Raw genomic sequence first — 24,982 nt, forward strand, 5'->3', positions numbered from 1 at the left:
GAGTAACGGAAAAAAGATTCGCAGTCCACAGGAGTGGAGGAAGCCCTGATGACCCGGCGTGTTTTTCGTCGGCCCACAGAAGCATCAGAAGCGGTCAAATCGATATTGAAGCAGCGAACCGACGGGTATTATCCCGTCGGTTCCTGTTCAGTCGGCATTCTGCTGGTGCGTGATAAGGCGCACATCCGGCGCGGGCAGCGCAATTACCTCATTGGCATGAGCGTCGCCTGGCGCGCGATCATCCTGCCCTTCCGAGCCGTGATTACGGACAATGCGGACACCCTTGATGCGCCGTGTATCCGCATCGAGAATCTGGAATTCGAAACCGGGCACGGCCCTGACCACCTCGCCCTTGGCCGGAATACGGCCGAGCGCAAAGAAGATGAGCCCACCGAGCGTATCGATTTCTTCCAGATGTTCGCGGACATCGAATTCCGGCCCGATCGCCTCAGCGAGTTCCGTAAGTTCGGCGCGGGCATCGGCCACAAGCACGTCGGGGGACAGGCGCGAAAACATCGCCTCGTCCTTGTCGTGCTCGTCGTCGATATCACCGACGACCATCTCGACGATATCCTCGTGGCTGACGAGACCGTCGGTGCCACCATATTCATCGATCACGAGGGCGAGCTGGGTTCTCTGGGCCTGCATGGTCTTCAAGAGATCGGAGGCCAGCATCGAGGGCGGCGCGAACAGAATTTTACGCACCAGCCCGGCATCGGCAACCGTCTGCTCCAGATCAACCCGCGCCAGATCGAAATTCGGGCGCGGTGAACGCGGCGCCTTCGCTTCGCCATAAGCGACGCTGCGCGATCCCGCCCGGCGCTTGTTGCGGGCCTGCTTGGCGACATAGGCCAAGAGATCGCGAATGTGGATCATGCCCTTCGGGTCATCCAGCGTTTCGTCATAGACCGGCATGCGTGAGCGCCCGGTTTCCTCAAAGAGGATCAGCGCCTCGCCGATTGTCATGTTCTGGTCGAGACCGTCAATATCGACCCGCGGGATCATGATATCTTCGACCCTAACCTCACGGAAACGCAGGATATTGTTCAACATCGCCCGTTCTTCGGGCGAAAAGGCGGCACCGATTTCGGTGTCATCCATAAGCGCGTCGGTCAAATCCTCGCGCAGGCGCTCGCCTTGAGACGGTCTCAGCAACCGCGCGATGCGCGACCAGATCGTCGATCTCGGCTTTGCGTTGTAGTCTTGACGTAAATGACTACTGCCCTCTTCCGAGGAGGACTGCTCGCCGTTTTCTCTGCCCTCATTGGCAGGTCGTGCAGAATGTTCGTTCATGGCTCCAGACAATATTCAAAGCGGTTCCTGACCCGCGTATGGATCAGATAGGCCAAGCACCGCCAAAATGCGAGTCTCAAGCGACTCCATTTCTTCCGCTTCTTCCTCGTCCATGTGGTCATAACCAAACAAATGCAGGAACCCATGAACGAGCAGATGGGTCAGATGATCCTCGAAACTCTTGTCAAGTTCAAGGGCCTCGCGCTCAACCGTCTCGCGCGCGATGACGATATCGCCCAGCATCGGGCCGGGCATACCGCCCGGTTCCAGCGGAAAAGCGGGGAAAGACAAGACATTGGTCGCTTTGTCCTTGTCGCGCCACTCGGCATTGATTTCCCGAATATTTTCATCATCGGTAAAGACCAGCGACAGCTCCACCGGCATTTTCGGGAAGGGTTGTTCCTCTTCCCGCTTCAGAAAATCGACCGCCGCGTCCAGCACCTTGGTGGCAAAGGCAGCCAAGTCCTCTTCCGAGGACCAGCCTTCGGCCTCGACGCTGATTTGAATATCCAGAGCTGTCATTGTCTTTACGTCAGTTGCCCTTCACGAGGCTTTCATCCGGCACCGCCGTGTGGGATTCATACGCCCGGACAATGCGCGCCACCATCGGATGACGCACGACGTCGACATCCTTGAAGCGCACGACCGACACGCCCTCCACATCGGTGAGGATTTGCAGGGCCTCGACAAGACCGGATTTCACGCCGCGCGGCAGGTCCACCTGGCTCGGGTCGCCGGTCACGATCATGCGGCCGTTTTCACCAAGACGGGTGAGGAACATCTTCATCTGCATGGTCGTGGTGTTCTGGGCTTCGTCCAGAATGACGGCGGCGTTGGCAAGGGTGCGGCCGCGCATGAAGGCGAGTGGGGCGATTTCGATGACGCCTGCCTGAATGGCGCGCTCCACCTTGTCACCCGGCATCATGTCATAAAGCGCGTCATAGAGCGGACGAAGATAGGGATCGACCTTTTCCTTCATATCGCCCGGCAGGAAGCCCAGCCGTTCGCCCGCCTCGACGGCAGGACGCGACAGGATGATACGGTCAACCGCACCGCGCTCCAGAAGCTGTGCGGCATGCGCCACGGCAAGATAGGTCTTGCCGGTGCCGGCAGGGCCGACGCCGAAAACCAGCTCGGATTGCTCCAGCGCCCGCATATAAACATCCTGCGTCGGCGTGCGGGCAGCGATGGTCTTCTTGCGGGTGGAAATCTGCGCCATGGAAATCTTCGCCTTGCGCTCCATCGTCGGCAAGGTCAGTTGATCGTCCGCGGCCATCGCCATGCGGATCGCGCCTTCCACGTCGGAAACCTCGGCGGTTCCGCCCTTGAGCAGACGTTCGTAGAGGAAATCCAGCGCCCGGCGGGCCTGATTGGTGGCGACGACATCACCGGTGATGGCGACGGAATTGCCGCGCGGGCGCGCATCAATGTTGAGGCGCTGTTCCAGCAATTTCAGGTTCTGATCGAACTGACCGAATAGCTCTCCCGCTATCCTGTTATTCTCGAACGTGAGGACGAAGTGATTGGCGTCGGTCGCGGCTTGGCGTGGCTGGCGCGATGAAGGTGATACCAATTCATGTGCGTTCAAGCGGTCAGGCTCCTGTCCCAATCAGTGTCGGCTCCTCACTCTAACTCTCTGCCACCTCGGCAAACAAGCTGTTTGGACCCGTTGCGGTGATTCGTACATTAACAATGTCACCGATTTTCAAAGTCTTTGCATCAAGATTCACGGATTGCAGCCAGGGGGAGCGACCTATCAACTGTTCAGGCATGCGGCCGGGCTTTTCCAGCAACACATCCATGGTCTTTCCGACCAGCGATTCCGCAAATTCCTTCTGCTGCCGCAGCAACAGCGCCTGCAATCTCTCCAGCCGCTCGGCCTTTACCTCTTCCTCGACCTGATCGTTAAGGTCAGCGCCCGGCGTGCCGGGACGGGTGGAATATTTGAAGGAAAAAGCCTGCGCGTATTTCACCGTCTCGACCATCGCCATCGTGTCTTCGAAATCGCGATCCGTCTCGCCGGGGAAGCCGACAATAAAATCTCCCGACATGGCGATATCAGGGCGGGCGGTGCGGATTTTTTCGATAAGCTGGATATATTCTTCGCCCGTATGGCGACGGTTCATCGCTTTCAGAATGCTATCCGACCCTGACTGCACCGGCAGATGCAGGTAAGGCATGAGGATACGCAGATCGCGATGGGCGCCGATCAGCCGATCGTCCATGTCACGCGGATGGCTGGTGGTGTAGCGAAGCCGGGCAAGACCCGGAATTTCCGCCAGCCGGTAAAGCAGTTCGGCAAGGCCCCATTTATCGCCCTTCGGGCCTTCGCCCTGCCAAGCGTTGACGTTCTGTCCAAGCAGCGTGATCTCCCGCACGCCGGCATCCACCAGTTTCATCGCCTCATCGACGATCTGCCGCACGGGACGGGAGACTTCCGAGCCACGGGTATAGGGTACAACGCAGAAGGTACAGAACTTGTCGCAGCCTTCCTGCACCGTCAGAAACGCGGTGACGCCGCGGGTGCGCAACGTCGCCTTTTCAGCGACCGGCAGATGCTCGAACTTGTCCTCGACCGCATATTCGGTCTCGATGACGCGTTCACCGCCACGCACCCGCTTCAGGGCATCCGGCAGGCGGTGGTAGGTCTGCGGGCCAATGACGACGTCCACGGCGGGCGCGCGGCGGAGAATTTCCTCGCCTTCGGCCTGCGCCACGCAGCCGGCAACGCCAATCATGAACTCGCGGCCCTGCTCTTCGCGCGATTTTTTCATGTCGCGCAGACGTCCAAGCGCCGAATAGACCTTTTCAGCCGCTTTTTCGCGGATATGACAGGTGTTCAGCAGAACCAGATCCGCCTCGCCCATATCTTCGGTCTGAACGTAACCGTCCTTCGCCAGCGCATCACTCATGCGGACGGAATCGTAGACGTTCATCTGACAGCCATAGGTCTTGATAAAGACCTTTCGGCTGTTAGAGCCCTCGCGGGCGATCATGTGTTGGGCGTCAAGGCCAAGCGTTTCCTGGGTCATGGCCGCTATTTAGTGTTTTTCCCGGCCAGATTAAACAAAAAAATCCCGGAAAGAGCGACGACACCGCTATTTCCGCCAGCCGCCGCGCAGGCTGAAGGCCAGCATGGAACGGATGGAAGCAGCGATATCGGTCGCCAGGCGCTTGCGGTTATCCGTGCTGTGAAACGGAACGCTATCGCCGAAGGTCACGTCCACATCAATAGCGCCGGCCTTGATGATGCCAAGCAGATGCGGCACCAGCGTTATGCTGCCCGGCCAGGCGGCAATAACCCGATGATAACGGCCCATGGCCATGCCATGTACCCGCGTATAGGCAATCGCAACCGGCTGCACATAAACCAGCTTGCCCGGCACCTGTTCAGCGGCGGTAGAGGCCGCACCGAACAGCGAGGATTTCACCGCCAGCATTCTGTTCCCGTCCGAAGTGGTGCCTTCCGGAAATAACACGACAATCTCGCCGTCGGCCATGCGGGCAGCGATCTCGCCGACCTGTGCGCCGGTGCTGCGCTTCTGCTCGCGCTGGACGAAGATGCTTTTCTGCAGGCGGGCGAGCCAGCCGAAAACCGGCCAGTCCCGCACTTCCGTCTTGGCAATGAACACAACGTCGGCAATGCTGCCGAGAACGAGGATGTCCTTCCACGAGGCGTGGTTGACCGCAAGCATCAGCGGTTTTGCCCGCTCCACCTCTCCGTGAACATGCACACGAATGCCGAGAACATGACAGGCAATGCGATGCCATAGGCGCGGAATACGGCGACGCAGCCGCCAGTCGAAGGCAAGGCCGAGCAGTTGCAGCGGCAGCAGGATGAGCGTGACGATCAGGAGAACGATCGCGATATAGGCTGTGCGCAGCCACATCATGAGTAAAACGCCCGCTTGTTCACCGGCGTATCAGCGTTCGTCGGGCTTCAACGGCACGCCGTAAAGCTCCAGCCGGTGATCCACCAGCTTGAAGCCGTGCTCGCGAGCGATCTTTTCCTGCAGCGCTTCGATTTCCGGCGAATGAAACTCGATGACCACGCTGTTCTTCAGATCGATCAGATGATCGTGGTGCTCTTCGGGCACGGTCTCATAACGCGAACGGCCATCGCGAAAATCGTGCCGTTCGATGATACCGGCATCTTCGAACAGCTTCACCGTTCTGTAGACGGTGGAAATCGAGATGCGCGGATCCACAGCGGAGGAACGGCGGTACAATTCCTCGACATCCGGATGGTCGGCCGATTCCTGCAGGACACGGGCAATGACGCGGCGCTGGTCCGTCATCCGCATGCCGCGCTCGGCACAAAGCTCCTCCAGCGTTTTCGAAAGGTCTATCACGTCTTCTGGCCTTTTGAGTATTCCGGTTGAATTTTGCGGCTCTCGCCGAAAAAATGCCTGTCGCAGGGAACTAGCGAAGATCGCGGCGCATGACAAGCGCCGTCGACTTGGTTCCATCCCTGGAGGTGTAATAGGCCTTGCGCTCCGCAACCGTCTTGAAGCCGAGCTTTTTATAAAGCCCGAGAGCGGAGGTGTTGCCGTTGTCCACCTCGAGAAACATGGTTTCAGCGCCGCGCATCATCGCTTCACGTACCGCCGACTGCATCAGGCGCCAGCCGAGACCGGTGCGTCCGAACTTGTCGGAAACCGCAACGGTCAGGATTTCCGCCTCGCCCGCCACTTCCCGCGCCAACACAAAACCGCCGAGAGGCTTGCTGAAGAACGCGTTGGTCTGGCGGGCAACGGCGCCAAAAACCGAACCTTGCGTCAACAGCCCGGAAAATTCACCGTCATTCCACGGGCGCGGAAAACGCAGCGCATGCAGTTCCGCCACCGCGGCGCAATCCTCATGCTGCATCGGCACGATCTCGAAATAGGGTTTCCAGCTCAGATATTCGTCAAACATAATAGGAATCTGGCATCAAAAGAATCGGGCATTACAGGAATCATTCACGGGCAATGCCCTATCAGGCAACGTCCTGGCGTGCCAGCGCAAAACCGGTTTGCGGACGGGCATCCGGACCGCGCAGATAAAGCGGCGCAGGTTTCGGCTGACCCGCCGGCTTGCGCGCCGCCGAGCGTGCAATTGAGGCAATTGGGAAATGGTCCGGCCCCGAGCCAATTTCCTCTCCTGCAAACAGCGGCGCGGCCGAACCAATCACGGCACCATCGAAACCGGAAAGAACGCCCCTGGCATCATTCAGAGACAAAAGTGTCGCCTCAGCGAGCGGCGATCCATCCGCCGCGAAAGTCTGGAGATAGGCTTCGCCACGTTTGGCATCCAGCCCGACGGCCACGGGCCGGCCGGGATTTGTCAGCAGATGATGCAGGGCAAGCGTTTCAAGCGTGGTGATGCCAACAGCCTCGACGCCAAGCGACAGGGCAAAGCCGCGCGCAGCGGCAACACCGACACGAATGCCAGTGAAGGAGCCCGGACCGATGGTCACGGCGATGCGCTCAACCTTCTGCAGCGGGAGTTGCGCCTGCTGCAAGGCGCCATCGATGACGGCCATCAGCCTTTCGGCATGGCCCTTGCCGATCATTTCGCACACCTCGCCGAGCACCCTGTCGGAGGCGCTGTCATAGACGCAGGCTGAACAATCCACACCTGACGTGTCGAGTGCGAGAACAATCATGTCGGGACCTGGCTTACGATGTCATACTGCTTCGACTTCGCGCACTTCTGGCACGAAATGACGAAGCAGGTTCTGAACGCCGTGCTTCAGCGTGGCCGTGGAGGACGGGCAACCCGAGCAGGCGCCCTTCATGTTCAGGAAGACGGTGCCATCACGGAAACCACGGAAAGTGATGTCGCCGCCATCCTGCGCCACGGCAGGACGCACACGCGTTTCCAGCAGTTCCTTGATCGTGGCGACGATTGTCTCGTCACCCTCTTCGAAAAACTCGTCCTCTTCGTCCGAGACTTCCGCCGCAATCGCCGTACCCATGATCGGGCGACCGGACATGAAGTGTTCCATGATCGAACCGAGAATGGCGGGCTTCAGGTGCTGCCATTCCGCATCGTCTTTGGTGACGGTTATGAAATCGAAGCCGAAATAAACGCCGGTGACGCCGGGAATCGTAAAGAGACGCTCCGCCAGCGGAGAAGCCTGCGCCTGCGAAGGATTGAGAAACTCAGCTGTCCCGCTTTCCAGCACCACCTTGCCGGGCAAAAACTTCAGCGTGGCGGGGTTGGGCGTGGCTTCCGTCTGAATGAACATCATCGTCTCCTTCGAGGTCGCGGTTCACGCCTCGTAATTTAGAATTCTTCCAAAATACGCCCGGCGAAGCTTCACTTCAAGCCCTGACATGATAATTACATTCAAGAAATCGTCAGCCCCTAAATCTTGTCCGAAACCCGGATCAGCAGAGCGCATCGATTTCCTCATCCGTGAGCGTATCCGGCAGGACAGTGACGGGAATGGGGAAGGCTGCCCCTCGCCCAGCGATGGAAGAAACGAGCGGCCCCGGCCCTTCCTTTGTCGAACCCGCCGCCAGCACGAGAATGGCGATATCGCGGTCTTCCTCGATCAGCCCGTGGATCTGCTCGGTGGCGCTGCCTTCGCGGATCACCGCTTCAGGCTCGATGCCGATTGTCTCACGCACCTTCTGGGCAATCTTGGCAAGCGTGGCTTCCGCCTCCTCGCGGGCCTCGGCCCGCATGATCTGCTCGACACCCAGCCATTGCTGGAAATCGCCTTCCGGGATCATGTAGAGCAGCACCAGCCCGCCATTGGAATTCTTGGCGCGACGACCGGCATAATGCACGGCCCTTTCACATTCCGGTGTGTCGTCGATAACAGCGAGAAATTTGCGACGATGCCCTTCCAGACGCGACAGCCGTGTTGAAACCATTCCGCACTCCCTTAGGTCCGCCGTGATCCGAGAACCGCCCGACGGTTCGGGCGGAGATTATATCAAATCACGGCAGGCGCAAACCGCCCGCCGCATCAGCGCGGCAGCGACTTCTCAGCGCAGGAAGCCGATGATGTCGCGCACCTCGTTCATCGTCTTTTCGGCAATAGTACGCGCCCGCTCACCGCCCTCTTTGAGGATGGCGTCGATATGGGTCGGGTCATCGAGAAGGCGGCGCATCTCGTTGTTGACCGGCGCGAGCACGTTGACGGCAAGTTCGACGAGTGCCGGCTTGAAGGCCGAGAATTGCTGTCCACCGAATTCGGCCAGAACGTCCGCCTTCGTCTTGTCGGAGAGAGCGGCATAGATGCCGACGAGGTTTTCCGCCTCGGGGCGGCCCTTCAGGCCTTCCACTTCGCTCGGCAGCGCGTCGGGATCGGTCTTTGCCTTCTTGATCTTCTTCGAGATCGCGTCGACGTCGTCCATCAGGTTGATGCGCGACAGGTCGGACGGGTCGGACTTCGACATCTTTTTGGTGCCGTCCTTCAGAGACATGACACGCGGCGCCGGGCCACCGATCAGCGGCTCCACCATCGGGAAATAGGCGTGCACCGGCTCGTCGCCCACCTTGATATCGAGGCCGAGACCGGCATTGCGGATATGGTCGCCGAAATCGATGTTGAATTTCTGGGCGATATCGCGAGCCAGTTCCAGATGCTGCTTCTGGTCGTCACCAACAGGAACGTGAGTGGCGCGGTAGACGAGAATGTCGGCGGCCATCAGGCTCGGATAGGCAAGCAGACCGAGCGAAACCTGTTCGGCATTCTTGCCGGACTTGTCCTTGAACTGCGTCATGCGCTCCATCCAGCCGATGCGCGCCACGCAGTTGAAAACCCATGCCAGTTCCGCATGCTGCGGCACGGCCGACTGGTTGAAGACGATGTGCTTTACGGGGTCGATGCCCGAGGCGATGAAGGCGGCCGCAATCGAGCGGGTCTGCGCCTTCAGATCGGAATGAACGAGCTGGGCAGTGATGGCGTGCATGTCGACGACGCAATAGATGCAGTCGTTATCTTCCTGCAAAGCCACGAACTTGCGGATAGCGCCGAGATAATTGCCGAGATGCAGATTGCCGGTCGGCTGGACGCCCGAGAAAACCAGCGGCTTGAATACGTTCATTGTCGTCCTCGAAAAGGCTTGTGGAGGGCCCCGCCCCGTGATTTGAATTGCACGCGCTTATGCACCCGCAGCCCCTCGCAATCAAGCGGTTTCAGGGCATGTCAGCCGCGCGGCTGAAGAAGATCCCAGCGATTTCCGTATGGGTCGACAAAGACCGCGACGGAGCCGTAAACCTCGTGGCGCGGCTCTTCCAAAAAGCGCACGCCGCGCGCCAGCATCGTCTCGTAGTCGCTTTGAAAATCATCGGTATTGAGGAAAAACCCGACACGTCCGCCGGTCTGGTTGCCAATGGCAAGCCGCTGCGATTCACCATCGGCCTCGGCAAGCAACAGGGCGCAGCCATCGGTGCCTTGAGGTTTCACCACCAGCCATCTTTTGCCATCACCAAGCGGCTGATCGGAGAGGCACTCAAACCCCAGAACCTCGCAATAAAACGCCTTTGCCCGATCGTAGTCATCGACAACGAGGGTGACGAGGGCGATGCGGCGATTTTCAGCAAAGGACATCAGCCAGCCTCCGTCTCGGCGTTCTTTTTGCCGCGCTTGCGAATGGCGCGCTTGACCATGCCGATATCAGCGCCGCCGGAAGCGAAGGCCAGCACGAAGTAAACCAGCATGGCGGCAAAAACGAGAGCCATGATGGTGCCGGCCCGAACGAAAATCGACGAGGCCGAAGACAGCTCGAAGCTCAACCAGGTCAGCGCATAGTGCACGAAGCCCGCCATGAGGGCGGCAGCCAGGAGCAGTCGCGGAATGCGGGTCAGCAGCGGAATATCCACCTGCCAGTGGCCGCGCCACAGGAGCATGGCAAACAGCAAGGCGGCATTGACCCAGCCGGCGGTGATTTCAGCAATGGCGATGCCCGGACCGCCGAGACGCGGAAACAGCGTCAGCGCCAGCGAGACGTTCACCACCACGGAAATTGCTGCGAAAATCATCGGTGTGCGGGTGTCTTCGCGGGCGAAGAAGCCCGGAATGAAGGCCTTTATCAGCACGAAAGCCGGCAGGCCAAGACCATAGATGCCGAGGATTTGCGCAACAGTGATGGTGGCGGACGGCGAGAAATTGCCGCGCTCATAGAGAAAACGGACAATCGGTTCCGCCATGACGAGAAGGGCAGCGGCAGCGGGCAAGGTCAGGAAGAGTACGAATTCGACCGAACGGTTCTGCAGGCTACCCGCCTCGACCATATGGCCACCGCGCAGGGCGCGCGCCAGTTCCGGCAGAAGCACGGTGGCGACAGCGATACCGACGACACCGAGCGGGAGCTGGTAAATCCGGTCCGCATAGGCAAGCGAGGAGATCACTCCTTCGCCAGAGGAGGCGATATTGGTATTGATGAGCAGGTTGATCTGGGTGATACCGCCGGTAATTGCCGCCGGCAGCGCGAGGACCAGAAGGCGCTGCACATTCTTCGTCAGCCGCGGCCTGCGGAAACCGATCCTCATGCCGGCGTTGCGCACGGCAATCCAGACGATGGCAAGCTGCACCAGACCCGCCACCATCACCCCCCAGGAAAGGGCATAACCCACCTGCAGGGGATCATAATTCTTCCACCATGCCCAGGCGAGCACGCCGATCAGGATGATGTTGAGGAAAACCGGAGCGATAGCAGCCGCGAAATAGCGGTGCAGCGAGTTCAACATGCCACCCATCATCGCCGCCAGCGACATGCAGGCGAGATAGGGGAACATGATGGTGGCAAGATGCACCGTGTTATCGAACTTCACCGGATCTTCGAGGAAGCCCGGCGCAATCACGGTACGCACGATGAACGGCATGGACAATTCCATCAGAATTGTCAGCGCCAGAAGTACGGTGAACAGGACGCCGAAAACTTCCTCGGAAAAGCGCCTTGCGCCCTCCATGCCGTTCGCCTCGATTTCCTTGGCGAAGAGCGGCACGAAAGCCGAGTTGAACGCGCCTTCGGCAAAAAGTCGCCGGAAGGTGTTCGGAAAACGGAAAGCGGCATTGAAGGCATCGGCCACCGGGCCGGTGCCGACGGCGGCTGCCATCAGGGTTTCCCGCAGAAAGCCGAAGATGCGGCTGCCGAGCGTGGCGGTGCCGACGGTGGCGAACTTGCCGATCAGACTCATGGGCGCTTCAAGCCTTTGCCGTGCGCGCGGCCGGTAATGCGGCCACGTCGGGATGGGCGATGATGCCGTTCGGCATGCGGTCGCGCAATTCGTCTTCCTGCTCGCTCATCACCGCCTTCAGGCGGGTGGCGATGCTGGCCTGCCGGTTGTCATTCGTCACCTTCTGCCCGAAGAGATCAGTCACATAGAAGGTGTCGATGACCTTTTCGCCAAAGGTGGTGATGCGGGCGGAATGAATATCGAGCGACAGATCGGCGATGACAGCCGTCATATCCGCCAGCAGACCCGGCCGGTCGAGGCACTCGACTTCGATAACGGTGAACTTGTTCGACAGCCCGTTGGAAATGATGACCGAGGGCGGAATGATGAAGGCGCTTTTTTTCCTGCGGCTCTTGGTGCGCGTCGCGATCATCTCCGGCAGGCGCTGCTTGCCCGACAGAACCTCCTCGATGAGCTTGCCGACATTGTTGCCGCGCCGCATCTCATCTTCATCGATCGGAAATTCACGGTTGATGAGGATCGTATCGAGCGCCCGTCCATCCGATGTGGTGAAAATCTGCGCATCGGCAATGTTGGCGCCGGCCGCCGCGCAGGCCCCTGTTATGATCGACAGCAGGCGCGGATGGTCGGGCGCCAGCACGGTAATTTCCGTAATCGCGTGGAAGGAATGGGTACGCACCATGGTCGACAGTGCCTTTTCCTGCTTGTCGGCCTCGCGGATGAAGCGGGTGTGGCGCACCTGATCTTCCAGCGCCACCGTGAGCAGATAGGGCTCGTAATGCAGCTTGGTATATTTGCGCCGCGCCTTTTGGCCCCAGTCGTCCAGTGCTTCGTAAAGCGCCTGCCGGGCGATCTGCGCGCGTTCCTTGCGAGAGACTTCCGAGAAGCCACCGGAAAGCAGCAGTTCCGTCTCGTAATAAAGCGAGCGCAGCAGTTGCCCTTTCCAGCCGTTCCACACACCTGGACCAACGGCGCGAATATCGCAGACCGTCAGGATGAGCAGCATCTTCAGCCGCTCCATGGATTGCACCTTGTCGGCGAAATCGGTGATGGTCTTGCGGTCGTGCAGATCGCGTGTCTGGGCGACCATGGACATCAGGAGATGCTGCTCGATCAGCCAGACGACGGTTTCGGTCTGCTTGCCGGTGAGGCGGAAACGCTGGCACAGCTTGCGGGCCACGCGCGCGCCGGCAATCGAGTGGTCTTCCTGCCGCCCCTTGGCCACATCATGCAGCAGGACGGCGACATAAAGCGCTTCGCGCTCCTCAAGACCCGGCATCAGCTGGTTGGCCAGCGGATGGGCATCGACAGCCGTCCCCTTGTCCACCTCGGACAACACACCGACCGAACGGATCAGGTGCTCGTCCACGGTATAGTGATGATACATGTTGAACTGCATCATCGCGACGATCTTGCCGAATTCCGGAATGAATTTGCCGAGAACACCTGCCTCATTCATACGTCGAAGCGTCAATGCAGGATCACGCCGAGAGGTGAGGATCGACAGGAAAAGCCGATTCGCCTCCTCGCTTTCGCGCAAAGTATCGTTGATGAGCGACAGCGAGCGCGTGACGACGCGCAAGGCATCCGGGTGCAGTTCGAGATTGTTGATATCGGCGATGTGGAACAGCCGGATCATATTAACCGGGTCATTCTTGAAGACGTCAGGTTTGGCCAGCGCGATGCGCCCCCTATCCTCGACGAATTCTACCGAACCCGGAATTTTACGCACACGATGGGCGAATCGGCTGAGAACGCCGGAGAGGCCCGGTACATCCTTCGCCTGCCGGTCTTCCAGTGCAGCGCAGACGATGCGGGTGAGGTCACCCACATCCTTCGCCACGAGGAAATAATGCTTCATGAAGCGCTCGACGGCCGAAAGGCCGGGGCGCGGCTGGTAGTTCAGCGCATCGGCGATCTCGCGCTGAATATCGAAAGAAAGGCGCTCTTCCGCTTTATTGGTGATGAAATGCATCTGGCAACGGACAGCCCAGAGAAAATCATCGGCCTTCTCGAACAGTCTGAGTTCACGCCGCGACAGAACACCGAGCTTGACGAGATCGGCGGTATCGCGAACGTGGTAATAATATTTGGCGATCCAGAACAGCGTGTGCAGATCGCGCAGGCCGCCCTTGCCTTCCTTGACGTTCGGCTCCACCAGATAACGCGTGTCGCCAGCCTTGCGGTGACGCTGGTCACGCTCCGCGAGCTTGGCGGCGATGAATTCCGGGCCGGTGCCGGTGACGACTTCCGCCTCGAAGCGTTTTTCCAGATCGTCGGTCAAAGATTTCTTGCCGCAGATCGCCCGCACTTCCAGAATTGCGGTCCTGATCGTCATATCGGATTTGGACAGGCGAATGCACTCATCCACTGTGCGGGTGGCATGGCCAACCTTGAAGCCGAGATCCCAGAGCAGATAAAGCACGAACTCCACGGCCTTGTGCATATCAGGCGTATTTTTCGCGGGCAGCAGGAACAGGAGGTCGATGTCCGATCCCGGCGCCAGTGTGCCGCGGCCATAACCACCGACGGCCGCCACCGCGATCTGCGGGGCATCCTTCGGATAGGCATATTGGCAGGCGAGATCATAAAGCGTCTCGATCAGGCGGTCCTGAAGCCAGGAAATGCGGCGGGCGCAATCAATGCCGCTGCCATCGGCCTTCAGCAGTTCGCGGACCTTTTCCCGGCCTTCCGTGCTGGCCTTGCGAAACAGCGGCAGAAGGTCGGACCTGACATCGGCGATGCGCTTGCCATCTTCCTTAAAGATGATGTCACAGTCGCGCTTCAGCGCCGAGACATCGAGAATTTCGGAAAAATCCAGGTCCTTGATGGCCATCTATGCCGGTATCCATGTCCTGTGGGAAATCCCACCGCTTGCGATGGGAGTGTCCTATAGCGAGTTTTAAAGGCGATGGACAGGCAGTCTCCGCATCGAACCGAAAAGTGTCAGCGGTTTTCGGAAAATTCGATGCGCAAAAAGTTCAAGCCTTGCCAAGTTCTTTCTTTAACGCATAGAGCGCGTCCAATGCCTCACGTGGCGTCATTTCGTCGGGATTGATCCCCTTCAATGATTCCTCCACTTTCGATGGTCCGGCCTTGCGGGTTTCTTCGCGGCGAACGGCGATCTGGAACAGCGGCAGATCATCAATCAGCTGGCTGGCGGGGTTTTTACGGTCGGCATCCTCCAGTTTCGTCAGCACTTCACGAGCACGCTCCACCACCGATGCCGGCAGGCCCGCAAGCCGTGCGACCTGAATACCGTAGGAGCGATCCGCTGCACCTGGTCCGACTTCGTGCAGGAAGATAACGTCGCCTTCCCACTCCTTCACCCGCATCGTGGCATTGGAGAGGCGACCGAGTTTTTCCGACAAAACGGTCAACTCGTGGAAATGGGTGGCAAAGAGACCACGGCAACGATTGACCTCGTGCAGATGTTCGACCGCTGCCCAGGCAATCGAAAGACCGTCAAAGGTCGCAGTACCACGGCCGATCTCGTCCAGAATGACCAGCGAGCGATCCGTCGCCTGATTGAGGATGGCAGCGGTTTCCACCATCTCCACCATGAAGGTCGAACGGCCGCGCGCCAGATCGTCGGAAGCGCCGACGCGGGAAAACAGCCGGTCGACGATGCCGATATGGGCGGCTTCCGCCGGAACGAAGGAGCCGATCTGCGCGAGAATGGCGATCAGCGCATTCTGGCGCAGGAAGGTCGATTTACCGCCCATGTTCGGGCCGGTGAGCAGCCAGATTGCACCGTTCTTGCCACCATTGACGGCCGAAAGATCGCAATTATTGGCGATGAAGGGTCCAGCCGATTGCCGCCGCAACGCCTGTTCTACGACCGGATGACGCCCGCCCTTGATCGCAAAGGTCATGGAGGCGTCGACAATCGGACGGCAATAGGCCTGCTCGGTGGCGAGATAGGCGAGGCTTGAGGCGACGTCGATGACGGCGAGTGCGAAAGCACCGGCCTTGATCGCTTCGGCCTGCTGCACCACGGCCTCGACCATGCGGGCGAAGGCTTCCAGCTCCATGGTCAGAGCCTGCGCTGCGGCATTGGCGATGCGGCTTTCGAGATCGGCAAGCTCGGTGGTGGTGAAGCGCATGGCACCCGCCATCGTCTGACGGTGGATGAAGCGCGCCTTGGCCTCATCCGTCGCCATCATCACATCAGCATTGCCCGCCGTCACCTCGATGAAATAACCGAGAACGTTATTGTGCTTGATCTTCAGTGACTTGATGCCAGTCTCATCGGCATATTTCAGCTGCAGACCGGCGATAACCCGGCGCGACTGGTCGCGCAGCGCCCGCACCTCGTCAAGTTCGGGATTGGCACCGTCACGCAGGAAACCGCCGTCGCGCTTCAGAAGCGGCAGGTCGTCGGCGAGCATCGAGCCGAGCATGGCTTCCAGCCCGCCCGGCAAGGCTTTCAGATCCTTGAGAGCCGTCGCCAACTCATCCGGCAGCAACCCGCCATCGAGAATAGTCGCGATTTTTTCAGCCGAAGCCAGCCCCTGCCTGATAGCGCCGAGATCGCGCGGGCCGCCGCGCTCCAGCGCAAGGCGGGATAATGCGCGCGGCATATCCGCGACATGTTTCAAGGCGTCGCGCAGGTCTTCGCAGAGAGAGACGTCATCGATGAGATAGGCCACGGCATCAAGGCGGGCATTGATCTTGTCCGGGTCGGTGAGCGGCGACATCAGCCGCTCGGCCAGCATCCGCGCGCCACCGCCGGTCACCGTGCGGTTGAGGGCATGCAGCAGCGATCCATCCCTTTCGCCTGATAGCGTCTTCACCAGCTCCAGATTGGCGCGGGTGGCGGGATCGATGAAGAGGGTGGAGGCAGCACTTTCGCGTTCCGGCGCGCCGAGAGGCGGACGCTCGGCAATCTGGGTCTTTTCGACATAAGCGACGGCAGCGGCAGCGGCAGCCATTTCCACCCGCGAAAACGTGCCAAAACCATCAAGCGTCGAGACGTTGAAATAACGGGCGATCCGCCCTTCCGCCGTGGCGCTGTCGAAAAGAATGGCCGGCTGCGGCACCGCAACGCGGCCGAGAACGTCGAAGACCGGCCGCAGCTCCTCGTCATGAAACAGGCTGTCTGCAACGATCAGCTCACGCGGGTCGATGCGCCAGATATCGGCGAGAAGCCGCGTCAGCATGGTTTCCGCCAACCGGAAAACGCCGGTGGAAATATCGATCCAGGCCAGTGCAAACTGTGCCTCGGCACTGCCACGAATGCGGGCAAGCGCCATCAGATAGTTGGATTCCGTCGGCGACAGCAGCTTTTCTTCGGTCAGCGTGCCGGGCGTGACGAGCCGCACCACATCACGCTTGACCACGGATTTCGAGCCACGTTTCTTCGCCTCGGCGGGATCTTCCACCTGCTCGCAGACGGCAACGCGATAACCGCGCAGGATGAGTTTCTGGAGATAGTCGTCCGCCGCGTGGACGGGAACGCCGCACATGGGAATATCATGCCCCATATGCTGTCCACGTTTCGTCAGCGTGATTCCCAGAGAACGGGAGGCTTCGACCGCATCGTCAAAGAACAATTCGTAAAAATCGCCCATGCGGTAAAACAGCAGCGAACCCGGATTGTTCGCCTTGATCTCGATATATTGTTCCATCATCGGAGTGGCCGTCGCGCGGCTCTCCTCCGAGATCAGGGAAGCGGTTGTCAGAACGTCCGTCAATGGCCTGCCGATGTCATATCGTGTTGCGGAAAACGAGCGCCGACACTAGCGGGAATGCCCGCCTCAAGACAACACGCGCAGGCCCGCTGCCCACAGGAACATCCGGCAAAAAGCCGATCAGCCGTTGATGCGCTCGGCCTCGCCGCCGTAATAGCTGATATAGCGGCCGGCGATGGACGTGACCGGCAGAACCACAAGAACATCCGTGGTGTTGAAGGCATGATCCACCACCGCGCCGGAACCGAACATGGCGCCAAGACGCATATAGCCCTTGATCAGCGGCGGCATGGCGTTCAGCGCCTTGCGGGTGTTCAACGCCTCCGCCGGCATCAGGTCCATCTCGTGGTAAAGCTCGGGAAGCGCCGAAGCCTCCCACTCGCCTTTCGCAACGCAATTGTGGTGAAGGAAGGAGAGCGCCAGCGCATGGGTTTCCGGCTGCACGCCGGGGAAGGAGGCGCAGCCGATCATGGCGTCCATGCGATGTTTCACCGCATAGGCCCAGTTGCCCTGCCACAGAAGCTCGACCGTGCGCTTGGTGCGATATTCCGGCAGCACGCAGGAGCGGCCAAGCTCCATGAAGCGCTTGCCCGGATGGCGCGCAACCAGCCCGGCAATGTCGAATTCGCTGGCGGAATAAAAACCATTATTGGCGAGCGCCGTTTCCTGACGCAGCAGACGATAGGTGCCGACGATCTGATCCTCGCTGTCACCTTCGATTGCCTTGTCCAGTACGAGCAGGTGGTCGCAGACACTGTCCCAGGCGTCGATGTCACGCTTGCGCCGCATCGCCTCAGCGGGAAGGCGCGCATTCATTTCCTCAACGAAAACCTTGTAACGCACGGATTGTGCGGCATCGATCTCGCGCTCATTTCTCGCGAGCCGGGTTTCCAGCGTGCCGATACGACCGAAAAGACCCTCATTATCCTGAGCGGACTCAGGGCGTGGGGGAATGACAACATTGTTTTCACAAATGTCGTGATTGAAGATTTCGGCAACCATGGGGAATCGCTCCGCCACCAAAGAATTTTCCTGTCATAAATCACTAATTGACGACAGAATAGTGACAAAATGACGCCAGCGCGAGTCTGTCAAGCTATTATGGCGAAAGGCGTTTCGCCTCCAGCATACGACGAATTTCCTCAACCAGCTGTCTCGGGTCGGTTGGCTTGGTCAAAACCTTGGCTGCACCGGCTTTCAGCAGGATTTCAGCCGTGTCGGCGCTGGCATCACCACTGAGCACGATGACGGGAATATTTCTCTCATCCCTCAACGTGCAGAAAAGTTCCGGCAGCACCTCAAGCCCCTCGCCACCTGGCATATTGAGATCCGAGATGACGAGATGCGGCAAACGGGCAGCACCCGGCGCCAACGACTGCCGCAGGGCCTGAAAATCATCGACGGCACGAACGATATAGCCGCTCTTCTCCAGGACCGCCCGGATGATGCGGGCATTGACGGCATCATCCTCGGCCACGAGAATTTCGACGCCACTTGCCCCTTCCTTCAACCGTGATGAAAAGCCCACATCGGGGTGGTTGTCGTTCAGCGCGTCGCGGCGTTCTATGCCCCGCAGGCGGCCACAGAGGACGTCGATCAGCGATTTTTCGCGCAGTGGTCGGATAAGCCAGGCGTCGAAGGAGACATGCATCGTCGAAGGCCGTTCCTCCGGGCTCACCAGCAGGGTGCGGCGAACATTCTGCTGCGGCCAATCCTTCAGGGCATCCCTGAACAGGGGTGAAACGCGCCGGTCGACGATGATATCGGTGAGATCGTCGCCGATGTCAGCTGCCCCATCCCGCAGCTTTTGCAGATCTTCCGGCTGATGAATGAGAACACATTTGCCGCCAAACGCCTCTATCGCCTCCATCGTCACCGCCCCAGCCACACCCTTGGGCGCAATCAGCAGGACATTGGTGTGTTGCAGACAACGACGCCGGCCAGGATCCGGAACTGCAACGGGCGCGCCGCCCGGGCGGAACGAAAGCGTGAAGATACTGCCCTTCCCCCTGTGGCTCGAAACCGTAAGGCTGCCGCCGAATTCCCGCACGATGCGGGCGGAAATCGCAAGACCGAGGCCCGTGCCGGCGCTTCGCTGCGACATCGGCCCTGCCTGCTCGAATTCACCGAAGATGCGGGCCTGTTCGCTCTCGCTCATGCCCGGACCGGTATCCTCAACGGTCACCTGCAATTTGCCCTCGACCATGCGCGCCCGGATGATAACCCCGCCTTCGCGGGTGAATTTGACGGCGTTTCCGAGAAGATTGAACAGAACCTGCCGCAGTCTTGCCGGATCGAAATCGAGATAATCGGGCACGTCAGGGCTAACGAAGGAGGTGATTTCGATCCCTTTTTCGTGGGCGCGGTGCGCCAGCATCTCGACAATGCTCTCGATCAACCGCCGCAGGTTTTCCGCGCGCGGATTGAGCTTGAAGCGGCCCGCTTCCATGGTCGAATAATCCAGCAGATCCTCAACGAGCTGCACCAGCGACTGGCCGGACTGCTTCATGCCATCAAGATAATTACGCTGCTCTTCGTTGATCTTCGTTTGTGACAGCAGATGGTTCATGCCGAGCATGCCGGAAAGCGGCAGGCGGATTTCATGACTTACCGTGGCAAGCAGCCTTGCCTTTTCGGCATCGGCCTTTTCGGCGCGCAAACGGGCGTCTTCCCTTTCGGCAAGCGCAAGCCGCTCTTCCGTCACGTCTCTGGCGATGCTGCTGATGAGAAGACGGCTGCTGGCCAGATCGCGGGTTACCACATCGTGCCAGGAGAAGATGCGCTGTCCGAAAGGGGTGGCAATTTCCACGTCATAGGCGTGAACCTTGTCGCCTGGACGGAAGGCAATGCCGATTTCCTCGCAACTCAACCCTTCGGGGGCCGAGCATCCCGTCATTTCACGAAAGATCCGGTTCGCTTCAACGATACGCCTATCCAGATTGCGGATGACGACGATATCACCCATGGATTCCTGCATCTCGGCGATCAGCGAGCGGTTCTGCGTCTGCCGCAGCCGGACATCCAAATCCTCGGCCAGCGCGTCTGTATTTCGGACCGGTTTGCCAAACAGCGCGTAGAGAAGGACACCGACGAGCGCGGCGCCGAAAAAGGATGCTACGGCGACGGTGATCACATAGGGCACTGCAAGCGCAATCAGCGCAGCGGCGAATGCGCCGACCGACAACGAAATGGCAACGTAGAGGGAAATCGGCCCTGAGCCGATCTCGTGTTCCGTGCCGGCATGCCGCCTTGTCGCGTCGACACGATCATCCGGCTGCGCCGCTACAGGCGCCAGCCCAAGCCCGTCTGAAACTTTTTCCCGAAGTTTTGCCAGTTCGCTCATATGCAACCGCTACCATGGCAGCGGTTTTGATATGTTTGGTGCAAACCCTAAAATTTTACTTTTTAGCCGCCCGGGCGTGCAGAAATTCGTCAAGAATGACGCAGGCTGCACCGATGGTTATGAAACTGTCGGCGAGATTGAACACAGCGAAGGACCATGTCTGCGTGTGAAACAGGATGTAGTCGATGACGTGTCCATAAAAGAACCGGTCGAGAAGATTGCCGGCAGCACCCGCGATGATGAAGGCAAAGCCGAGATGGGCAAAGGTGCGGTCCGCCGCCGTCTTGCGCCACAACCACAGAACGAAGACGACGATAACGAGACGCATGCTGACGATGAACCAGCCCTGCATGTCCGATAGCATCGAAAAGGCGACGCCGAGATTATAGGTGCGGTAAAGCGCCAGAAACGGAATGACCGGCACCATCTCCTGCAATGGCAGATAGGCTTCGACCAGTTGCTTGACGATCTGGTCCAGCACCAATGCGGCGATGATCAGCGCAAAGGCCGGGCCGAATTTCGAAAACAAAGCCGCTTTGGCCATTACTTCACCGGTGCCAGTTCGAGGAGATGGCGCCGCGCTTCGAAAAGCATCACGGCGGTTGCGATGGCGAGATTGAGGCTGTCGGCACGGCCCTGCTGGGGGATGCGCGCCAGCTGATCCGCCTTGCCGGCCAGTTCCGGCGGCAGACCGGATTGCTCGTTACCCATCAAAAGCACGACCGGCTTACCGGCATAGTCGATCTTCCGATAATCCACGGAACCCGAGAGATGGGTGGCGACGACACTGACCTGCGCCGATTTTTTCCAGGAGAGGAATTCCTCAACCGAGGCACGGGCGACGGGCATGGCGAAGACCGAACCCATGGTGGCACGAACGGTTTCCAGCGAGAAGGGATCGGTGCAATCACCAACCAGAATGACACCGGAGGCGCCGGCCGCATCGGCGGTGCGGATGATGGTGCCGAGATTACCGGGATCGCGGACACGGTCGAGCGCGATATAGGTCTCGCCCTTTTCCGGGCGAATATCCCTGAGCGAGGCCCATTTCTGTTCGAAAATGCCGACGACCATCTGCGGATTGTCCCGGCGGGTGATCGAGGCAATGACCTTTTCGCTGACTTCGAGCACCAGCCCGCCTGACGCGACTGTCTTGACCGCCGCCTGCTCTACCAGCGGCTTGCCCTTGGCGGCCTTTGCGTAAACCAGCGTCTTGATCGTCCAGCCGAGTTCGAGGGCATCGATGACCAACTTCAAGCCTTCCGCCATGAAGGTGCCGGTCTCTTCCCTGCCCTTTTTCTGGGTGAGCGCCTTGATATCCTTGATGATGGGATTGGCGAGGCTGGTCACTTCCTTGACCTGGCCAACCCGGCGCGTGGTGTTTTCGCGCATATCTTTCATCATTTCGGCTCCCAACGGCTGAACAGCGATGTGGAAAGCACCCGGCCCGGCGTCTTGCCGTCAAGCCCGGCCTCGCGAATGACGAGCTCGCCTGACGCGACGACGCCGCCGGCGCCACGCATGATTTCGCGCATCAGCTCGTGCATCGAATAAAAACTGGCCCTGATGGAATAGGCCGTCAGCACCAGGCCGAGCGCCTTGGGTGAGAGGATTTCCCGGCAGATATCCAGCATCAACGGCAGATGGTCGAACAATTGCCAGACCTCGCCATGGGTGCCGCGGCCGAATTTCGGCGGGTCGGTGAGGATGATGTCATAGGTGCTGCCACGACGCTCCTCACGCTGGATGAATTTCATCGCATCTTCGCAAATCCAGCGGATGGGCGCCTGTTCAAGCCCGGCAAGCGCCTGATTTTCCTTGGCCCAGCCAATCGCCTTCTTGGAAGCATCGACATGGGTGACTTCAGCACCCGCGGCAGCCGCAACCAGCGAGGCGACGCCGGTGTAACCGAAGAGGTTCAGCACTTTCAGAGGTCGGTCGGCCGTCTCGACGGCATGTTTCAGCCATTCCCAATGGACGATCTGCTCCGGGAAGACGCCGACGTGCCGGAAGGCCGTGAAGCGGCCCAGAAATTCAACGCCGAGCAGGGACAAGGGCCAGGTTTCGCCCAGCGCCGTCTTCGGAAAGCGCCAGCGGCCCATGCCGTCTTCATCCGTATCGCCGGTAAAAATGGCATCGGCATTCTGCCACACCCGGTCGGGGACCGACGGTTGCCACAGCGCCTGCGCCTCGGGACGGACGATGCGGTAGTCGCCATATTGTTCGAGCTTCAGGCCATTGCCGCTGTCGATCAGGTGAAAATCGCCCGCACCGCTCGATTCCAGAATGACCGGAACCTGTTCTGCGGGACGTTCCCCGGTGCGTTGCTTGAGGGGCCGCGCAGGCGCCTGCTCAACCGCCGGTGCGGCAGCAACCTTCTCCTTCGGTGCAGGTTTCGGCACGCTGCGAACCGCGTCGGGCGCGCGCTTTTTCGGCGCTGCGTCGGCGCGTCGCGCCGGCTTTGCGGCATGAACCTGTTTTTTCTCGCTCCCGGCACGTGCACGATTGCCCGGCCGGCTGTCTTTTTTCTTCAATGGAAATCTTTCCGCTTCTGCCCGCGTCTTATGGCGCAGCAAATAGCATTCCGCACGCCGCTCGACTAGAGCCGGAACGACTGTCGGCTATATCACTTTGCCGGGAGTTGGCCCGCATTCGGAAGCTGAGCGGCCGAAGTCGCCTTCTGGCGGTTCGCCTCATCGTGCCAGCGAACCGCTTCCCTGGCTTCGATACGGGCGCGTTTTCGATGTTTGCCCTGCGCGAACCATGTGGCTGCCGATCCCAGCAACACGCCAAAAATGACGGCCAGAAAAAGGAACACGAAAAATGGCGCGGTGAAGGACAGAACGCCGTCATCGGGACGGAAGGGATTGAGTGCAAGCGTCACGGCCTGACGGTTGGCCACGCACAGGATGACGAGGATGATCGCCAGCGGAAGCAGGATGATGAGGTTGATGATTTTTTTCGACATCCGACATTACTCCATCGCTGCGGGGTTCCGCCGGCTCCGTTTCCGGCGTCCTGCGTCAGGGACGATCAATCGTCCTCTTCTTCGTCACCCATTCCAGGGTTCAGGCGCTCACGCAGCTCCTTGCCCGTCTTGAAGAAAGGCACCCATTTTTCCTCGACGAAAACCGATTCGCCCGTGCGCGGGTTCCGCCCCGAACGTGAAGGTCGGTTTTTCACCGAAAATGCGCCGAAACCACGAAGCTCGACACGATTTCCACCCGCCAGGGCATCGGTGATTTCATCCAGCACCGCATTGACGATGTTTTCCACGTCACGGTGATAAAGGTGCGGGTTACGCGCAGCAACGATCTGCACCAGTTCAGATTTGATCACGGTTGCCCCCTGAAAGAATTGGATTTTTAACGTGGCCCAACCTGCCAAACGGAAACAAGACCGTCAAGAAACAACTTGTCCGCACCGAGCTGGCCGGGTCCCGCAAAGGGAATTAAATCGTCATATCCCAGAAACTTCGCTATTTGCGCAACACTGAAAAACGAAAAAGGCGAACGAGACGACGGTGCGCGCCATTCGACGATCGGCAAATCCTTGGCGACGCCGTGCGTTTCGAGATAACCGCGGATTTCCTTTTCGCCACCGAGCGTATCGACCAGCTTGTTGGCGAGCGCCTGCCTGCCGGTGAAAATCGATCCATCCGCCAGTTTCAGCACATCCTCACGCGGCAGCTTGCGACGATCGGCCACAAGGTCAACGAACCAGCCATAGCTGTCCATCACCATGGCGCGGATCATCGTCTTTGCCTCTTCAGGGGCCTCGTGGAACGGCGAAGGCTCGGCCTTCAACGGGGAGGACTTGATTTCCTGCAGCGAGACGCCGAGCTTGTCCATCAGCTGGCCCACCTGCGGATATTGAAAGATGACGCCGATCGAACCGGTGATCGAGGTTTCCCCCGCGACGATGACGTCGCCGGCCGAAGCGATCATGTAACCGGCGGAGGCGGCCAGCGTTCGGACGTCGGAAACGACCGGCTTCTTGTCCGCAACGCCGCGAATGGCCTTGAAGATACGCTCACCGCCATAGGTGGTGCCGCCCGGCGAGGAGATCGACACGATCAGCCCTTTGACATTGTCGCTCTTGGCGATCTTGTCGAGCCGCTCCAGGAGTTCCGTATTGTCCTGGATCAGACCGGAAATCTCAACGCGGGCGATATGGGGCCTGGCACTTTGCTGCGGCTCGGTCCAGAAAAACCGGTAAAGGCCGAAAATACCGACGACAAACAGCAAAACAGCGGCAATCCGCCAGAAAGTCAGCTTGCGGCGCAATTGCCTGCGATCTGCTATCGCCATATTATCCATCGAGAACCTCTGCCATCCGGCCTTTGACGCCACGCGTGCTTCACGGCCATATGGTTCTTCTAGCGCGAAGCCGCAAGGAAACAATAAGGAAACCAGAATTACGATAAAATTCGCATTTCCCTTGCACCTTTCCAGACAAAAACCATATTGGCAGGACAAAGCACTCGTGCCAAACACATTAAGATAAACATACA

Annotated in this window: 23 protein-coding genes; all 23 read right to left on the reverse strand. The window is 59.4% G+C overall.

The genetic code is table 11. The annotated features are described in order from the left end of the window. Positions 1–147: 147 nt before the first annotated feature. Positions 148–1,293, reverse strand: coding sequence for a hemolysin family protein (locus M0412_RS11220; protein WP_142840928.1), 1,146 nt, complete (start codon positions 1,291–1,293; stop codon positions 148–150). A 15-nt stretch (positions 1,294–1,308) separates the two neighbouring features. Next, positions 1,309–1,815, reverse strand: coding sequence for an rRNA maturation RNase YbeY (gene ybeY, locus M0412_RS11225; RefSeq protein ID WP_035219195.1), 507 nt, complete (start codon positions 1,813–1,815; stop codon positions 1,309–1,311). A gap of 10 nt (positions 1,816–1,825) precedes the next feature. Continuing rightward, positions 1,826–2,881: a PhoH family protein gene (locus tag M0412_RS11230; RefSeq protein ID WP_035219197.1), complete on the reverse strand. Its 1,056-nt coding sequence runs from the start codon at positions 2,879–2,881 to the stop codon at positions 1,826–1,828. Between the two features lie 40 nt (positions 2,882–2,921). Further along, positions 2,922–4,325, reverse strand: a complete 1,404-nt coding sequence (miaB, locus tag M0412_RS11235; protein WP_269700145.1) for a tRNA (N6-isopentenyl adenosine(37)-C2)-methylthiotransferase MiaB — start codon at positions 4,323–4,325, stop codon at positions 2,922–2,924. A gap of 66 nt (positions 4,326–4,391) precedes the next feature. Continuing rightward, a complete protein-coding gene (locus M0412_RS11240; RefSeq protein WP_269700147.1) occupies positions 4,392–5,186 on the reverse strand; it encodes a 1-acyl-sn-glycerol-3-phosphate acyltransferase in 795 nt (264 codons plus the stop codon). A gap of 30 nt (positions 5,187–5,216) precedes the next feature. Then, complete coding sequence (locus tag M0412_RS11245) at positions 5,217–5,645, reverse strand: Fur family transcriptional regulator (protein ID WP_046799341.1); 429 nt, start codon at positions 5,643–5,645, stop codon at positions 5,217–5,219. 70 nt (positions 5,646–5,715) lie between these two features. Further along, positions 5,716–6,210: a GNAT family N-acetyltransferase gene (locus tag M0412_RS11250; RefSeq protein ID WP_142840924.1), complete on the reverse strand. Its 495-nt coding sequence runs from the start codon at positions 6,208–6,210 to the stop codon at positions 5,716–5,718. A 61-nt stretch (positions 6,211–6,271) separates the two neighbouring features. After that, positions 6,272–6,940 (reverse strand): tRNA (adenosine(37)-N6)-threonylcarbamoyltransferase complex dimerization subunit type 1 TsaB, encoded by a 669-nt coding sequence (tsaB, locus tag M0412_RS11255; RefSeq protein WP_269700152.1) that lies wholly within the window; start codon positions 6,938–6,940, stop codon positions 6,272–6,274. 21 nt (positions 6,941–6,961) lie between these two features. After that, positions 6,962–7,525, reverse strand: a complete 564-nt coding sequence (locus tag M0412_RS11260) for a NifU family protein (protein WP_052820288.1) — start codon at positions 7,523–7,525, stop codon at positions 6,962–6,964. A gap of 142 nt (positions 7,526–7,667) precedes the next feature. Beyond that, positions 7,668–8,159, reverse strand: a complete 492-nt coding sequence (locus M0412_RS11265) for a universal stress protein (protein WP_046799337.1) — start codon at positions 8,157–8,159, stop codon at positions 7,668–7,670. A 114-nt stretch (positions 8,160–8,273) separates the two neighbouring features. Further along, entirely contained in the window at positions 8,274–9,338 is a 1,065-nt protein-coding gene (gene trpS / locus M0412_RS11270) for a tryptophan--tRNA ligase (protein ID WP_142840921.1), read from the reverse strand. 101 nt (positions 9,339–9,439) lie between these two features. Then, positions 9,440–9,844, reverse strand: a complete 405-nt coding sequence (locus M0412_RS11275) for a VOC family protein (protein WP_142840920.1) — start codon at positions 9,842–9,844, stop codon at positions 9,440–9,442. Beyond that, positions 9,844–11,433 carry a murein biosynthesis integral membrane protein MurJ gene (gene murJ / locus M0412_RS11280; RefSeq protein WP_269700156.1) on the reverse strand — a complete coding sequence of 530 codons (1,590 nt, stop codon included), beginning with the start codon at positions 11,431–11,433 and terminating at the stop codon, positions 9,844–9,846. The genes M0412_RS11275 and murJ overlap by 1 nt, the downstream gene beginning before the upstream one ends. Positions 11,434–11,440: 7 nt before the next feature. Next, the gene (locus tag M0412_RS11285; RefSeq protein ID WP_269700158.1) at positions 11,441–14,269 is read right to left on the reverse strand and encodes a [protein-PII] uridylyltransferase; all 2,829 of its coding nucleotides are present in this window, start codon (positions 14,267–14,269) and stop codon (positions 11,441–11,443) included. A gap of 145 nt (positions 14,270–14,414) precedes the next feature. Continuing rightward, complete coding sequence (gene mutS / locus M0412_RS11290; RefSeq protein ID WP_309568469.1) at positions 14,415–17,129, reverse strand: DNA mismatch repair protein MutS; 2,715 nt, start codon at positions 17,127–17,129, stop codon at positions 14,415–14,417. A 117-nt stretch (positions 17,130–17,246) separates the two neighbouring features. Next, a complete protein-coding gene (locus tag M0412_RS11295; protein ID WP_142841277.1) occupies positions 17,247–18,128 on the reverse strand; it encodes a GNAT family N-acetyltransferase in 882 nt (293 codons plus the stop codon). Positions 18,129–18,225: 97 nt separating this feature from the next. Then, on the reverse strand, positions 18,226–20,469 hold the full coding sequence (locus tag M0412_RS11300; RefSeq protein ID WP_269700160.1) for a PAS domain-containing sensor histidine kinase: 2,244 nt from the start codon (positions 20,467–20,469) through the stop codon (positions 18,226–18,228). Positions 20,470–20,524: 55 nt separating this feature from the next. After that, positions 20,525–21,013, reverse strand: a complete 489-nt coding sequence (lspA, locus tag M0412_RS11305; RefSeq protein WP_142840916.1) for a signal peptidase II — start codon at positions 21,011–21,013, stop codon at positions 20,525–20,527. Further along, positions 21,013–21,873, reverse strand: coding sequence for an RNA methyltransferase (locus M0412_RS11310; RefSeq protein WP_046799328.1), 861 nt, complete (start codon positions 21,871–21,873; stop codon positions 21,013–21,015). Before M0412_RS11310 ends, lspA begins: the two co-directional genes overlap by 1 nt. Beyond that, complete coding sequence (locus M0412_RS11315; protein WP_269700164.1) at positions 21,870–23,003, reverse strand: class I SAM-dependent methyltransferase; 1,134 nt, start codon at positions 23,001–23,003, stop codon at positions 21,870–21,872. Before M0412_RS11315 ends, M0412_RS11310 begins: the two co-directional genes overlap by 4 nt. A 92-nt stretch (positions 23,004–23,095) precedes the next feature. Further along, positions 23,096–23,437, reverse strand: coding sequence for a LapA family protein (locus tag M0412_RS11320; protein WP_142840913.1), 342 nt, complete (start codon positions 23,435–23,437; stop codon positions 23,096–23,098). 65 nt (positions 23,438–23,502) lie between these two features. Continuing rightward, a complete protein-coding gene (locus M0412_RS11325; RefSeq protein ID WP_225245141.1) occupies positions 23,503–23,832 on the reverse strand; it encodes an integration host factor subunit beta in 330 nt (109 codons plus the stop codon). A gap of 2 nt (positions 23,833–23,834) precedes the next feature. After that, entirely contained in the window at positions 23,835–24,788 is a 954-nt protein-coding gene (gene sppA, locus M0412_RS11330; protein WP_269700168.1) for a signal peptide peptidase SppA, read from the reverse strand. Between the last annotated feature and the right edge of the window lie 194 nt (positions 24,789–24,982).

This window comes from Agrobacterium sp. O3.4 (assembly GCF_041414895.1).
Taxonomy (GTDB): domain Bacteria; phylum Pseudomonadota; class Alphaproteobacteria; order Rhizobiales; family Rhizobiaceae; genus Agrobacterium; species Agrobacterium cucumeris.

Coding starts and splice junctions, on each gene's coding strand:
- M0412_RS11220 (WP_142840928.1), bottom strand. CDS start 1,293: ATGAACGAACATTCTGCACGACCTGCCAATGAGGGCAGAGAAAACGGC.
- ybeY (WP_035219195.1), bottom strand. CDS start 1,815: ATGACAGCTCTGGATATTCAAATCAGCGTCGAGGCCGAAGGCTGGTCC.
- miaB (WP_269700145.1), bottom strand. CDS start 4,325: ATGACCCAGGAAACGCTTGGCCTTGACGCCCAACACATGATCGCCCGC.
- M0412_RS11240 (WP_269700147.1), bottom strand. CDS start 5,186: ATGATGTGGCTGCGCACAGCCTATATCGCGATCGTTCTCCTGATCGTC.
- M0412_RS11250 (WP_142840924.1), bottom strand. CDS start 6,210: ATGTTTGACGAATATCTGAGCTGGAAACCCTATTTCGAGATCGTGCCG.
- tsaB (WP_269700152.1), bottom strand. CDS start 6,940: ATGATTGTTCTCGCACTCGACACGTCAGGTGTGGATTGTTCAGCCTGC.
- M0412_RS11260 (WP_052820288.1), bottom strand. CDS start 7,525: ATGTTCATTCAGACGGAAGCCACGCCCAACCCCGCCACGCTGAAGTTT.
- M0412_RS11265 (WP_046799337.1), bottom strand. CDS start 8,159: ATGGTTTCAACACGGCTGTCGCGTCTGGAAGGGCATCGTCGCAAATTT.
- trpS (WP_142840921.1), bottom strand. CDS start 9,338: ATGAACGTATTCAAGCCGCTGGTTTTCTCGGGCGTCCAGCCGACCGGC.
- M0412_RS11275 (WP_142840920.1), bottom strand. CDS start 9,844: ATGTCCTTTGCTGAAAATCGCCGCATCGCCCTCGTCACCCTCGTTGTC.
- murJ (WP_269700156.1), bottom strand. CDS start 11,433: ATGAGTCTGATCGGCAAGTTCGCCACCGTCGGCACCGCCACGCTCGGC.
- M0412_RS11285 (WP_269700158.1), bottom strand. CDS start 14,269: ATGGCCATCAAGGACCTGGATTTTTCCGAAATTCTCGATGTCTCGGCG.
- M0412_RS11295 (WP_142841277.1), bottom strand. CDS start 18,128: ATGGTTGCCGAAATCTTCAATCACGACATTTGTGAAAACAATGTTGTC.
- M0412_RS11300 (WP_269700160.1), bottom strand. CDS start 20,469: ATGAGCGAACTGGCAAAACTTCGGGAAAAAGTTTCAGACGGGCTTGGG.
- lspA (WP_142840916.1), bottom strand. CDS start 21,013: ATGGCCAAAGCGGCTTTGTTTTCGAAATTCGGCCCGGCCTTTGCGCTG.
- M0412_RS11310 (WP_046799328.1), bottom strand. CDS start 21,873: ATGATGAAAGATATGCGCGAAAACACCACGCGCCGGGTTGGCCAGGTC.
- M0412_RS11320 (WP_142840913.1), bottom strand. CDS start 23,437: ATGTCGAAAAAAATCATCAACCTCATCATCCTGCTTCCGCTGGCGATC.
- sppA (WP_269700168.1), bottom strand. CDS start 24,788: ATGGATAATATGGCGATAGCAGATCGCAGGCAATTGCGCCGCAAGCTG.